At 61.3% G+C, this 13,346-nt stretch carries 13 protein-coding genes and 1 other RNA gene; 8 read left to right on the forward strand and 6 right to left on the reverse strand.

What is annotated here, in order from left to right; genetic code table 11:
- Window positions 1-30 precede the first annotated feature (30 nt).
- The 3 genes from DWZ22_RS09320 to rpsA all read right to left on the reverse strand — a co-directional run bounded on the left by DWZ22_RS09320 (window position 31) and on the right by rpsA (window position 2,871).
- Window positions 31-669, reverse strand: a complete 639-nt coding sequence (locus DWZ22_RS09320; protein ID WP_199583490.1) for a YigZ family protein — start codon at window positions 667-669, stop codon at window positions 31-33.
- A 330-nt stretch (window positions 670-999) separates the two neighbouring features.
- Window positions 1,000-1,361, reverse strand: an RNA gene (gene rnpB, locus DWZ22_RS09325) — RNase P RNA component class A.
- Window positions 1,362-1,704: 343 nt separating this feature from the next.
- The gene (rpsA, locus tag DWZ22_RS09330; RefSeq protein ID WP_022095232.1) at window positions 1,705-2,871 is read right to left on the reverse strand and encodes a 30S ribosomal protein S1; all 1,167 of its coding nucleotides are present in this window, start codon (window positions 2,869-2,871) and stop codon (window positions 1,705-1,707) included.
- A gap of 315 nt (window positions 2,872-3,186) precedes the next feature.
- Here rpsA and DWZ22_RS09335 point away from each other — a divergent pair, with 315 nt between their 5' ends.
- A complete protein-coding gene (locus tag DWZ22_RS09335; protein WP_117794727.1) occupies window positions 3,187-3,945 on the forward strand; it encodes an HAD family hydrolase in 759 nt (252 codons plus the stop codon).
- A gap of 87 nt (window positions 3,946-4,032) precedes the next feature.
- Here the strand turns inward: DWZ22_RS09335 and DWZ22_RS09340 are convergent, their stop codons facing one another.
- Window positions 4,033-4,422 carry a hypothetical protein gene (locus DWZ22_RS09340; RefSeq protein WP_233546488.1) on the reverse strand — a complete coding sequence of 130 codons (390 nt, stop codon included), beginning with the start codon at window positions 4,420-4,422 and terminating at the stop codon, window positions 4,033-4,035.
- 298 nt (window positions 4,423-4,720) lie between these two features.
- Between DWZ22_RS09340 and trpS the strand changes: the two genes are divergently transcribed.
- The 3 genes from trpS to DWZ22_RS09355 all read left to right on the forward strand — a co-directional run bounded on the left by trpS (window position 4,721) and on the right by DWZ22_RS09355 (window position 7,327).
- Window positions 4,721-5,770: a tryptophan--tRNA ligase gene (gene trpS, locus DWZ22_RS09345; protein WP_118405985.1), complete on the forward strand. Its 1,050-nt coding sequence runs from the start codon at window positions 4,721-4,723 to the stop codon at window positions 5,768-5,770.
- A gap of 136 nt (window positions 5,771-5,906) precedes the next feature.
- Window positions 5,907-6,737, forward strand: coding sequence for an HAD-IIB family hydrolase (locus tag DWZ22_RS09350; protein ID WP_233546489.1), 831 nt, complete (start codon window positions 5,907-5,909; stop codon window positions 6,735-6,737).
- A 257-nt stretch (window positions 6,738-6,994) separates the two neighbouring features.
- Window positions 6,995-7,327: an MGMT family protein gene (locus DWZ22_RS09355; RefSeq protein WP_118405995.1), complete on the forward strand. Its 333-nt coding sequence runs from the start codon at window positions 6,995-6,997 to the stop codon at window positions 7,325-7,327.
- A gap of 60 nt (window positions 7,328-7,387) precedes the next feature.
- Here the strand turns inward: DWZ22_RS09355 and DWZ22_RS09360 are convergent, their stop codons facing one another.
- Both DWZ22_RS09360 and DWZ22_RS09365 read right to left on the reverse strand, forming a co-directional pair.
- Window positions 7,388-8,482 (reverse strand): hypothetical protein, encoded by a 1,095-nt coding sequence (locus DWZ22_RS09360; protein ID WP_118405987.1) that lies wholly within the window; start codon window positions 8,480-8,482, stop codon window positions 7,388-7,390.
- Between the two features lie 257 nt (window positions 8,483-8,739).
- Complete coding sequence (locus tag DWZ22_RS09365; protein WP_118405988.1) at window positions 8,740-9,990, reverse strand: MFS transporter; 1,251 nt, start codon at window positions 9,988-9,990, stop codon at window positions 8,740-8,742.
- A gap of 394 nt (window positions 9,991-10,384) precedes the next feature.
- Here DWZ22_RS09365 and DWZ22_RS09370 point away from each other — a divergent pair, with 394 nt between their 5' ends.
- The 4 genes from DWZ22_RS09370 to DWZ22_RS09385 all read left to right on the forward strand — a co-directional run bounded on the left by DWZ22_RS09370 (window position 10,385) and on the right by DWZ22_RS09385 (window position 13,081).
- Window positions 10,385-11,404, forward strand: a complete 1,020-nt coding sequence (locus DWZ22_RS09370; protein WP_118345662.1) for an SPFH domain-containing protein — start codon at window positions 10,385-10,387, stop codon at window positions 11,402-11,404.
- Between the two features lie 64 nt (window positions 11,405-11,468).
- A complete protein-coding gene (locus tag DWZ22_RS09375) occupies window positions 11,469-11,660 on the forward strand; it encodes an Arc family DNA binding domain-containing protein (protein WP_117734980.1) in 192 nt (63 codons plus the stop codon).
- A gap of 346 nt (window positions 11,661-12,006) precedes the next feature.
- Entirely contained in the window at window positions 12,007-12,627 is a 621-nt protein-coding gene (locus DWZ22_RS09380) for a helix-turn-helix domain-containing protein (RefSeq protein WP_117762863.1), read from the forward strand.
- A 100-nt stretch (window positions 12,628-12,727) separates the two neighbouring features.
- Window positions 12,728-13,081, forward strand: coding sequence for a hypothetical protein (locus DWZ22_RS09385; RefSeq protein WP_118405989.1), 354 nt, complete (start codon window positions 12,728-12,730; stop codon window positions 13,079-13,081).
- The last annotated feature ends 265 nt before the right edge of the window (window positions 13,082-13,346 follow it).

Raw genomic sequence — 13,346 nt, forward strand, 5'->3', positions numbered from 1 at the left:
ATCCATCCAAAAGCACGCCGGCCGTCGCCGTTAGAACTCAGCAAATTCGGGAGCGCCGACTTCGATCTCCTCGCGACCGGCCATAAGCTCGCGCATCTTGGCGCAAAACGACTCCTGCTCCCCCGCCTTAAACATCAAATGAATCGTCACGGCATCCGCGTAATCGGTATCCGAAACCTTGGCACCCGAATCCTGCGCCAAGCGAAGCACCTGCTCATACTGCGGATAGGCCACACGCACGTCAACAGGCACGACACTCGTCATCTCGACGATCTGCCCGGACTCCTGAGCCGCTGCCACCGCCGCCTGCGTCGCCGCGGTATAGGCGCGCACCAAGCCACCAGGCCCCAGCAGCGTGCCACCAAAATAGCGCGTTACCACGCAGCAAACATTTTTGAGCCCAGCACTGCGAAGCACCTCGAGCGTCGGCATGCCGCTGGTTCGACTCGGTTCACCGTCGTCGCTCTGACGCTCGCGTCCATCGACCAAAATCCAAGCGGGAACATTGTGTCGAGCATCGTAATGACGCTTGCGGACCATCTCGATAAAGGTATTCGCCTCATCCTCAGACTCAATATGGACCAGCTGGGCAATAAACCGGCTCTTACGGTCCACAAACTCGCCCGAAGCCTCAATATTCGATTGCAGAGTAAAATAGCTGTCCAACAAAGCCCCTCAACAACAAGCAAAGCAACAAACAGCCTCAATAATACGGCAAAGGCCGTACCGTTTACCCCGGTAAATAGAACGGCGACACCGATGACCAGGCAAAAACAGCGAGACGGCGTCAGCTGAGTCGATTTGGCCCGAAAGAGGAGGGAGCACGCCTTATGACGGCGACCGACGAATGAGCGCCAAATCGGCCAGCTGACGCCGTCGAAGGCGAGAACCCGTCAGCGCGAGCAAGGTGCCTTGAAAGCTGAGGGCATTGACCTTATGGTCATGCCCGAAGGCTTGAAAGGCAGATTGCCGCGCTGACGGGTTCGCAGCGTCAACAAAGTGCTGAGTGGGCCTATAAGCCGGGTTCTGTCGTGAACGGTCATTTATCTTGTCTGCACGTTACCGTGCAGCTCCACGCACGCTACCCGAACGCGGACCGGGCCGGCCCATAGCGTTCCTATTCGCGCTTGCTCCGGATGGGGCTTGCCAAGCCGCCGTGTTGCCACGACGCTGGTGGTCTCTTACACCACCGTTTCAGCTTTTCCCTTTACGCCTTGCGGCGCAGGTGGGAGTCTTCTTTTCTGCGGCGCTTTCCGTCGGATCACTCCGCCCGGCCGTTAGCCGGCATCCCGCCCTCTGGAGCCCGGACTTTCCTCACGCGTGCTGCAAGCAGCACATCGCGCGACCGTCTGGCCCACTCAGCAGTGCAAGAGTGTAGCACACCGTCAGCATAGGCAGCGGCACAACACAAGCGCTCGACACGATAAACCAAGAACCATGTCATGCAGTACAATAGGAACGCCGATGGGCAACGTCGTCAGTCGAGACGCGACCGCGCTCCGCACCCCTCCGTCTACTCGGTGCGTTCCCGCCTCCTCCCCGAGGCGGGATGTCGGCGTTTTTTCATGCACCGACAACTCAATAGCAAGCGAATAGCCCAAGCAGCGTTACGCGCAGGCACTACCGAACATCTCGGCAGTAAATGCAAAAAGGGACCCGTCCATTACGGACGGATCCCTTAAAACAAGTGATCGTCAAACCGATTTACTCGGCGTCGGTCTCCTCGTCCTTCTTCTCGGAAGGCAGCGGGGTAACCTCGATCTCGACGCCCAGAGTCTCAGCAGCGGACTTCATGGACAGGGAGATACGACGACGGTCGAGGTCGATCTCCATGACCTTGACCTGAACCTTGTCGCCCACGTGGGTGACCTGAGAAGGCTGATCGACGTGCTTGTTGGCCATCTCGGAGATGTGCACCAGGCCCTCGATGCCCTCGCCCAGGTCGACGAAAGCGCCAAACGGGACAAGCTTGGTCACCGTGCCCTCGACGATAGCGCCGACGGGGTACTTCTTGACCAGTGCGCGCCACGGATCCTCGGTGGTCTGCTTGAGACCCAGGGAGATGCGCTCGCGGTTGAGATCGACGTCGAGAACCTCGACCTCGACCTCCTGGCCGACCTTGACAACCTCGGAAGGATGGTTGACGTGGTTCCAGGAGAGCTCGGAGATGTGGATGAGGCCGTCGATACCGCCGAGGTCGACGAAGGCGCCGAAGTCGACGATGGAGGAAACGGTGCCCTGGAGACGCATGCCAGACTTGAGCTTGGACAGGATCTCGGAGCGCTCGGCCTTACGGGACTCCTCGAGCACGACGCGACGGGAGAGGACGACGTTGTTGCGGTTGCGGTCCATCTCGATGACGCGGGCCTCGATGCGGGTGCCCATGTAGGAGGTGAGGTCCTTGACGCGACGGAGGTCGACGAGGGAAGCGGGCAGGAAGCCGCGCAGGCCGATGTCGAGGATCAGGCCGCCCTTGACAACCTCGATAACCTCGCCCTCGACGTTCTCGCCGGAGTTGAACTTCTCCTCGATGCGGTTCCAAGCACGCTCGTACTCGGCACGCTTCTTGGACAGGACCAGACGACCGTCCTTGTCCTCCTTCTGGAGAACCAGGGCCTCGATGGGATCACCGAGTGCAACGATGTCTGCAGGGTTAGCGTCCTTGCGGATGGACAGCTCGCGGACCGGGATAACGCCCTCGGACTTGAATCCGATGTCAACGAGCACCTCGTCATGCTCGATCTTAACGACAGTGCCGTTAACGAGATCGCCCTCATCAAAGTCGGTAATCGTACCGTCGATGAGGTTGTTCATCTCCTCCTCGTTGACATCGTCAAGAGAGAAAATGGACGAGTTCTGAATCTCACTCAAAGGTGGACCCCTTTCGAACTACGGGGCCCCGATTGCTAGGACCTACAGATGGGTGCGACAAGCACACAACGTTTAGGAACACTCGGGAGCCGACAGATACTGATGTGACGCTTATGCAATCACGTCCGTATAGATTACGGGGAAATCGCTTCGATTTCAAGCGTGAACTGCGATTTTTTACTCGTATGGAGACTTTTTCGCAATCTTGTGAACGACTGTCTCCACAAGTTGACGATGAGCAGCTAGGCACACTGCTTTGGGGTAAAGTATCCCAGACATACGATTCTGGAACGATTTTTCGAGAAAGGTGCCCGCGTGCTCAAAGCAGTCGTTTTCGATATGGACGAGACGCTTCTTAGCATCAACCTCAACGCGTTCATCCTTCGCTATTTTAAGGATGTCTCGTCGATGCTCGCGGATATCGGACGTCGCAGCCGCGGGGGCACGATGGCGCGCCTCGGCACCATCCTGGTCGACCTCAACGCCAATCGCCGCAGCAGCACGGACAATCGCACCAATCTTGAGTTTTACCAGACCGAGGTCGAGCGCCGGTGCGGCATTTGCCTCTCGGACCCACTTATCTACGAGGCGTTTACCTACTACGATCACGAAGTTCTGCCGTACAAGAACGATGACATGATCAACGCAAAAGCCATGCCGGGTGCGCACGCCGCGCTTCAAGCCGTACAGGACGCGGGGCTGCGCTGTGCGCTCTTCACCAACCCCAGCTTTCCCCAAGGGGCCATCGAGTGCCGCATGGGCTGGGGCGAGCTGACAGACGCGCCCTTCGAGCTCGTAACGCACATGGGCAACGCCACGCGCTGCAAGCCCGATGCCACATATTATCTAGAGCAGCTGCAGGTCATGGGGCTCGAGCCACATGAGGTTCTCATGGTGGGCAACGACCCCAAGCGCGATTTCCCCAGCCCCGACTGCGGCATTCAAACCGCCTATGTGGGCCAAGGAAAGCCCGGCCGAGCCACCTGGCGTGGAACCATGGAAGACTTCGCCCGCGACTTTAACGCCGTAGCAGAAGCCTTCTACGAGCACCAAATAGCCGACGAACTAAGCTAGTCCCCAAATCAGGAATGGGGCGCACGTTTGCCCCACGCTTCATTACGTGGGCAACGGCTTGAGGGCAAGATGCGATGCCCCAGTGTCCTAGGCCGTGATCATTTTGACGCGTTCGCCGATTTTGGCGTCGCGCTTGTCGGAAATAACAGTAAAGCCCTCCAGGTCGCACACCTTTACATTTGAAAACACGTGGAACTTGGAGCTATCGGCGAGTACGTAACTCGCCCGGGAATTCTGCATCACGATACGTTTTTTGATAGCCTCGGGATAACCTGGCGTCATGATGCCGCGGTCCTCGTCCACCGCGTTGACATCTATAAACGCCCGGTCAAAGTACAGCTCGCGCAGCGCGCTCTCAACCATAGGACCGGTGAGCGAGCAGGTAACGGGGTTGAAGTCGCCGCCAATTACCACCACCTTAGCAGCAAGCTCGCCCGTAAACCGACATGCATAGCCGTTGGTGGTGTAGATAGTCACCGGCTTGTCGACGAGCAGGCTCAGGAGCCCCGTCGCGGTGGTACCGGAGTCGACAGCGAGATGAGACCGTCACGCCCGAAGACCCCGCTTTCGCCGCCGAGGAGCGCGCGGCGCACGTGGCCCATGAGGAGCGGCTCGAACATATCGAGGGGCTCCTTCCCAAGAAGGGAAACGACCCTGCGGGACGACACGGCGAAAACCATCGTTGATTCCGGCAAGAGACGCCGTTTCTCTGGTAGCTTCATCTTCAACCAAGACCGACAATGCCGGCCAGGCACTCAACCCAAAAGGAGACAGCATGCCCAACGAGCTCAGCTATGAGGTCAGCCTCGAGCGCAGCAACCAGATCCGCGCCGACCTGCCGCAGCACCCCGAGAAGTACACCATGCTCACCGGCGACCGCCCCACCGGCCGTCTGCACCTGGGCCACTACTTCGGTACCCTCAAGGGCCGTGTCGAGCTGCAGGACATGGGCGCCAAGACCAACGTGCTCATCGCCGACTACCAGGTCATCACCGACCGCGACACCACCGAGCACATCCAGGACAACGTGTACAACATGGTCATGGACTACCTTGCCTGCGGCATCGACCCCGACAAGACCATGATCTACGCGCACTCCGCCGTGCCCGCCGCCAACCAGCTCATGCTGCCGTTCCTGTCGCTGGTCTCCGAGGCCGAGCTGGCGCGCAACCCCACCGTCAAGGCCGAGATGGAGGCCTCGGGCCACGAGCTCACCGGCCTTCTGCTCACCTACCCGGTGCATCAGGCCTGCGACATCCTGTTCTGCAAGGGCAACGTCGTGCCCGTCGGCCGCGACCAGCTGCCGCACATCGAGCTCACCCGCACCATCGCCCGCCGCTTTAACAACCGCTACGGCAAGGTGTTCCCCGAGGTCGACGCGCTGCTGTCCGAGACCCCACTGCTGCCCGGCTTGGACGGTCGAAAGATGAGCAAGAGCTACGGCAACGCCATCAATATTTCGATGACCGCCGAGGAGACGGCCAAGCGCATCAAGAAGAGCCAGACCGACGGCGAGCGCATGATCACGTTCGACCCCGAAGCCCGTCCCGGTGTGTCCGGTCTGCTTTCGACAGCCGCCATCTGCACCGGCCGTTCCGAGGTCGAGATCGCCGAGGAGATCGGCATGGGCGGCTCCGGCCAGCTCAAGAAGTACGTCACCGAAAGCGTGAACGAGTACTTTGCCCCCATCCGCGCCCGCCGCGAGGAACTGGTCCAGGATATGGACTACGTCAAGGACGTCCTGCACGAGGGCAACCGCCGCGCCAACGAGGTCGCCGAGGCCACGCTCGCCGAGGTGCGCGAGGCCATGGGCATGGTGTACTAAGCCATCCGGCTCGCGGAAACGCGCCGCGACACGCGAATGGGCCATCTTCACGTGTCCATGCCTTCGACATAGCCAAGGTCTTACGAGGTGGGCGATAATAAGCCCGCCTCGTTTTTTACGTTGTATGGGGGATTGCATGTACCGACTTGTTGCCAGCGATATGGATGAGACGTTTCTCGATGCCGACCACGCCATCCCGGCGTCCAATCTCCGGGCACTCAAACGCATGAGGGAGCTCGGTGTGCTGTTCGTCCCTTCGAGCGGGCGATGGTATTCCTCTATCATGGACAACTTCTCGGGGGAGGCCCGCGAGCTGATCGAAGACGGCTATGTGCTCTCCTATAACGGCGGCTTCATCAACCGCGTGGGAGACCCCACCCCGCTCACCACCTGCGGCCTTTCCAACGAATGCGCGAACGCGATCTATGCAAAGGGGCTCGAACTCGGACTCTGCATGCACGTCAACGTCGCCGACGGCCACGTGTTCGTGAATGACGCACCCACACGGGAGCGCGACTATCTGGAATCGATCACCGGGGTCACTCATTTTCGCGGATCTGACCACCCCGACCTCTCATTCCTTGAAGGCCGTGGCATCGTGAAGATCCTGTACGTCGACTGGGACTTCGATGCGCTGCAGGAATTGGGCCGCAAGCTCGCGCCGATGGCCGAGCGACTCGGCGTTGACATCACCTTCTCCTCCAAGCGCTACCTCGAACTCATGCCCGCAGGCGTTGACAAAGGGACGGGGCTCACGCGCCTTGCCGATATGCTGGGAATTCCGATGTCCGAGGTCATCGCCGTTGGCGATTCCGCAAACGACCTCTCCATGATCAAGGCGGCAGGACTGGGCATCGGCGTGGCGAATGTCACCGACGGCGTGCGGCCGTATTGCGATGTCGTTCTTGAAACGGCCGGGACCGACGGCGCTTTCTCCGAGCTCGTCGAGCGATTCCTCGAGCCCTAACGCCCGCATGACGCCGCGTCTTTCTATTTGTAACCCTTGGTTAACTTGTGGAGAGGCCGTGTGCTCGTCGGTCTACGACTTGGGTCTCATAGAATTAGCTATAGTTAACTCAACGAAGGCACAGGCGAATTAAAGACCTTCGACACGAACGTTGCGCCTTCCCTCCCCTCGCGCAACACCTCTTTGGAAAGGCGCCCCGCACATGTGAGGCGTCTTTCTTGACTACAATGGCGGTATCGATCGAAAGTGAGGATGGCATGGCGGACCGGAACACCGACGGATTCTTCAACCGCGTATACGACATGGTGCGCCAGGTGCCCTGCGGCATGGTTGCCACGTATGGTCAGATCGCCAAGCTCGTTGGTGAGCCCCGTCGAGCTCGATATGTGGGATACGCCCTGCACGTCAATCCGGAACCCGGCACCATCCCCTGTCATCGCATCGTATTCGCCGACGGACGCCTCGCGGAGGGGTTCGCCTTCGGCAGACCCGAGGTGCAGCGTGCATTGCTCGAGGATGAAGGCGTTGCCTTCCTCGCCAATGGGCATGTCGACCTGCAGGCCTCTCGCTGGCCCGCAGGCCTGGTATGACAAGGGGCGCCAACTGAACTGCGCCCCTTCCCGTATTTGAATCTATGACAGGCAGCCCGCTCAGACGGTCGCCTCGAGCGCGTCCTCTGCACGGTCGACCGTACTTCTGGCCTTGGCGCCCTGTTTGAACCACGTGCGCAGGTCCTCGAGCGTGCTGCCCGCTGCATACACTTTGATTTTGCGACCACCCCTCGTGGTCACCGTGCAGCGGTCGCCGCTCTCGCTGTTCTCGTGCGCCGTGATCTTCTTGAGGTAATCGCGGCGAAACGCCACGACGCGGGCGTTGCTGATCTCGATGAACCAATCGTCGTCGACAAGCGAAGTGCCCGTGGCACCTCGGCTTGCCATCTCCTCGGAGAAGGAGAAACCGAGTTCGCGCTCCTGCCTGCCGATCTCGAGGATGCCGCGGGCGGGCATGCTGAGCATGAGCAGGGGCAGGAACCCCCCTATGAACAGGAAGAGGAACGGGACGAGTAAGAGCAAGCGGGCTCCATCTTCGGTGAAAACAGCCATGAAGGCGATCACGAACGAGAAGACGAGGGCCATGCCGTTGAAAACAATCGTCAACGGCTTGATGGCAGACCAACACAGGCCCGCCTTGGTCATGGGACCGTCGACGGCGTCCGAGACTTCGATGCCCCCTTCCTCCAGACGGGCGAGGAGGTTGAGCGAGCACACCCCCTCGAGGCTTATCGAGCAGAACTTCCGGTCGCCCTCGAACAGGTCGATCCTCATCATCTGCGCGTGAAGCGTTGCACGGGTGATGTTGCCAAACGTCGTCTCCTTGCGGATGCCGAAGGCGTTACGCGAGAGAATGCGCCCACCGTCCACGTCGATACGCGGGATGCTCAGCAAGGCCCAGATAGCCATACCCGCGAGCGCCATGGCATGACCGAACCACACAAGTTCGTGGTCCCACTCGCCCAGCGAGACGCCCTGCCAGACGTAGACACCCAGCATGAGCAGTTCGAACGCGACGGCGCAGCAGGCGATGATCGTGCGGATGGCTGCGGGCATGCGCACCGTGAAGCAATCGAGGCTGTCCGTTGCCTCACTGCGCTCGCGCGCGCCGCGGCGGGCGACCCATGCAGTGAGCGGGCCGACGATGAACACGGTCATACCGACGCGCAGAATGGATTCGAGCAGATTACTCATGGGGGCCACCGCCTCGGGCTCTGGAGATTAACTGCAGGAAACGCTGCCAGAACGATGGGATGCGCACAACGTAAGGAGCCGCGTATCGGCAAGCGGCGGCATCGCAATCGCCCGGCGAACAGATGATGATCGGCGCCGGGCCAGACGAATTAAACAAAAGGGTGGTCGACGGCGCCCTCGCATGCGCACCGTCGACCACCCTTCACGTCGCAGCGACCCTACGAGCCGTCCGAAACGAAACGCACTCCGCCAGAGCGCTACCCAATCTTGCGGATGCTCGGGATCGCCCAGGTGATGCCTGCTAGGATCACCATTGCAGCACCGATGAGCACGAAGCACGCGCTTACGCCGATGGCGTCCGCGAACAAGGTCGATGCGACGAGCCCCACGGGCATAGCCCAGCTGCAGACCGCTCCGTACAGACCGAAGACGCGGCCCATGCACTCGGGATCGACGCGCTCCTGCATGAGCGCCATCTGCGGCGCGCTGTACAGCGGACTCGAGACCCCCATCGCGAACGTAAGCCCCAGAAACACAACGAGCGCGGAAGGGGGCACGAGGCCGCCCGCGAGCGTGCCCGCTCCGAAGAGGCCGATGGCCAGCGTGCACGAAAGCGCGCGGTTCTTAAGGCCACCCGTCGCCCCGATCCAGCCGCTCGCCGAGATCATGCCGACCGAGAACGCGATCTCCGCGATAGCCGACTGCGTAGTGGTGCCCCCAAAATGGTCGAACACCATGAGCGGGAACAGCGCGGATATGGGCGAGAACAGGACCGAGAAGGCGAAGCCTATCCAGAGCATGGCGAACAGACCGTGATGGCGTTTGAGCTCGCGGTACCCGTTGGCCGTCTCCAATAGGAAGGCCCGCACCGCGCGGTGCGACGCCTCGGCGTTCTCCTCGGGCGTATGGCGCTCGGGCGCCGGCGTCTTGATGCCGGAGGTCGCCACCGCGATGCTCGCGAGCACCGCGCCGACGACATCGAGCGCGATCATGAAGGTCAGACCAAACGCCGGGTAGACCACCGCGGCGATGGCGTTGCCGATGATATAGCTACCCGACTGCATGAACTGCAGCATGCCCGCCAGCTTGCCGAGCACCTCGGGCGGGGCGATGAGCGGTGTGAGCGCGTTGAAGGCGGGCGTATGGAGCGTGCTGCCCAGCGCACGGACGAACAGCACCGCCGCCACAACGGCGACAGAGAGGTCGCCCCGAAGCGAGCCGAAGACAAGCGTGAGGCTCACGGCCGCGATGAAGAGATCGGCGCCGATCATGAGACGCTTGATGGACGTGCGGTCCACGATGGTGCCCGCGAAGGCGCCGAGGAGCGCCATGGGCAAGAAGGCCGCCAGGCTCACGAACGACAGGGCGCTCGCGGAGCCGGTGGTGAGGGTGACGTGCCAGATGAGACCCATCTGCAGAATGGAGCTCGTGAGCACGGAGAAGAACTCGCCGATCCAGACGATGGCGAGCGAGCGCTTCCAAGAAGCGCAGGGATTCGGTTGTGTCATGGAATAATCCTTTGATGCGATCGGTGGTATGCAGCGAAGTACCGGTCGCTCACGCGACCGTGGCTAGAGCCAAATCCTCATGGAAGCAAGCATGGTGCAGCTCCCCTTTCCAAATCTCGAGGTAAACCTTCAGCCGTGAGTGGGGCTATTATAGGGACTTGCGAGCCAAGATGCAACAGGAAGACCTCTACGGAGCGTAGATGCCGGGCGCCCCGAACCACTTATGCCATGAGAGACGGCATCCGATTCTCCTTGACATGGTTTCAATGTGATATCACAATGCAATCAGCAGTCGCACGGACTGCTCGGGGACTCGCCTCCTCCCCATCGCAATCTGGAGCGCGGCGCCGGGGACGTCACGCAAACGCCGGCGCAGTCGTGAAAGGAACTCACAATGAGCGTGGAAAAGCAACTCAAGGCCAAGTCGGGCTACGGCATGCTCGTCGCCGTGGCGGTGGCGCTCATCGTCATCATCGGCCTCTTTATCTGGAGCACCATCGGGCTCGCGAGCACGCCCGACGGCGTCGACGCGCCCGCAGTCTACGGATGGGGGCTCGGCCTCAGCATCCTCGCGTTTTGCCTGTGGTTCATCCCACTCAACGGATTCTTCTCGCTGCAGCCCGGCCAGGCGCGCGTGTGCATCCTGTTCGGCAAGTACGTGGGCACCGTCCGCGACGAGGGCTTCTTCTGGGCCAACCCGTTCTTTAGCAAGAGCATGGGCGGATCGGCCGGGATCGGCGAGATGATCGAGCTCGAGATGAGCGATTCCAAGGCCGCCAAGGCCGCGGCGCAGAAGGCCGCCAAGGGCAACCCCACCACCATCTCCACCCGCGTGCGCACCCTGAATGGCGAGCGCCTGAAGGTCAACGACAAAATGGGCAACCCCATCGAGATCGCAACCGTCGTGGTGTGGCACGTCGCCGATACCGCCAAGGCGCTCTTCGACGTCGACGACTACCAGAGCTATGTCGCCATGCAGGCCGAGACGGCGCTGCGCCACGTGGCGAGCGTGTACGCCTACGACCACCTGGAGGACGAGTCCGATGCCGCCGGCGCCATCACGCTGCGCGCCAATGTGGAAGAGGTCTCCGAAGCCCTGCGCCGCGAGCTCGCGATGCGCCTGGCGCCCGCCGGCGTCGAGGTCGACGATGCACGTCTCACGCACCTCGCCTACTCCCCCGAGATCGCCCAGGCGATGCTGCGCCGCCAGCAGGCCGAGGCCGTCATCGCCGCACGCAAGAAGATCGTCGAGGGCGCGGTCTCCATGGTCGACATGGCCGTGAAGGAGATGGCTGCCGGCGGCACCATCGAGCTCGACGACGAGCGCAAGGCGCAGATGGCCAGCAACCTCATGGTGGTGCTCTGCGGTGAATCCGAGGCGCACCCGGTGCTCAACGCAGGCTCGCTGTACTAACCCCAACACCAATGAGTAATTTGGGGACGGGTGCAAAATTGCACATTCGACAAGAAGGCACGTCATGGCACGCAAGCAGTATCCACTCCGTATAGACCCCGCTATCTGGGAGGCCGTCCAACGCTGGGCGGACGATGAGATGCGCAGCGCCAACGGTCAGGTGGAATGGATCTTGCGAGACGCCCTCAAACGCGCGGGAAGGCTGCCAAAGAAAGAGCCCTCGTTCAAGGGCACGCCCAAAGGCGAAGAGGGCTAAGCCGGGAAGACAGGGCTCGGCCGCTGCCGACGTCGGGGCAAAGCCGTGCTCTGCCTCGCCAGCGCCGAGGCAGAGCTGAGCCCCGCCGCTCCAAAGTCGAGCCGAGCGGCGGGGCCAACACCAACCCAAAGCAAGCTCGCCCCCTCTATACGCACCAACCGGTCCCCGGAGGCATCCGCCTTTGGGGACCGTTCTTTTCCCAGCTAGATGTCGTATATAAAGCCTTTTGACAGCTCGATTTTGCCCCGTGGGGGTCAAATATAAAGACCTTTGATGGTACGATGCTCGCGTCAACGACATGGTGGCTCTCGACAGGGGTCACCCCGACCCTCTAGGGAGCAAACGCATGGAGCTGGGCTCGCACATCAAGGAGCATCGCACGGAGCTCGGACTGTCCCAAGACGATCTGGCGGAGCGCATCTACGTGTCGCGCCAGACCATCAGCAACTGGGAGTGCGGCCGTACGTATCCGGATGTCCAGAGCCTGCTGCTGCTTTCCAACGTGTTTGGGGTGACCGTGGACTCCCTCATCAAAGGAGATGTGGAAACCATGGCACAGGTAATGAACGAAGCGGTCAAGAAGTACAACGCCCTCTCCACAATCACGGTCGTGAGCGCGGTCGTGTTTTTGGTGCTGAGCGCGTGGGCGGCGTTCCAGTTCGAATGGGGCTGGGGCATGCACATCGCGCCCACCGCGGCGTTTGCCGCCGTGGCGCTTGTCGTGATGCTCGTGGCGTTCGTGTATATGGAACGCATGAAGAAGCAGCACGACCTCGTCACGTACCGCGAGGTGTTGGCGTTTAGCCGCGGCGAGCAGGTCGATCGCGACACGCTCGAGGGGCGCCGTGAGCGCGAGATGAACCCTTGGGTCAAGGGCACGCGCAACGCGGTGCAGATCATCATCGGCGCCATCGCCGGCGGACTGGTGGGCGTCGGCATCGGCATGCTCGCCAAGATGCTGAGTTAAAAGCGCGGGTACGCACCCGTTCCCCGAAATGGTATCCCCCTTTGCCCCCATTCTGAAGATGTATGCCAGAATGGGGGCGATTCCCGTTAGGAGGTGCCCCATGAACGTCACCGTACGCGCGTCCCTCATCGCTTTGATCGCAATCGTTGGCGCCTGCTGGGCAATCCCCGTCCTCCTGGTGAGCGTCGTCCCATCCGATGCCGGCATGATCGCCATGATGACGCTGATCTACCTCGTGCTCCCCGTAACTGCGATCGCCCTCGGCCTGCTCGCCGCGAACTCCGCGAGGACGCTCTTCTGGATACCCGCGGCGCTCGGAATCGGATCCGCGCTCCTGTTTCCCCTCGCGGTCGAGGGCAGCCGGGACCTTGCGTTCCATGGGGTTGCCTATACCGCAATCGGCTACGCCGCCATGGGCCTGCGCACTTGGACGATTGCTCGACAGCATCGCTAAGCCATCGCCCCGCAAGCCTCCACAAGCCAAATCTCCCCGCGGCGATGACACGCATCGCAGCAACAATCATGCAGGTAAACCCCGTGCAAAACAGTTTTTGCAGCGCCCGGCAAGCCTTGCCGCATATGATGTACAACAGATTCGATAGCGCACCCTACGTGTTCGCGGGACGCTCCTTCACGACCGGGAGGTGACGATGGACATCAGCAACCAGATCAAGACGCGGCGCGAGGCGATGGGCCTCTCGCAAGAGCAACTTGCCGAG

This window comes from Collinsella sp. AF31-11 (assembly GCF_003475605.1).
In the GTDB taxonomy this organism is placed as follows: Bacteria; Actinomycetota; Coriobacteriia; order Coriobacteriales; family Coriobacteriaceae; genus Collinsella.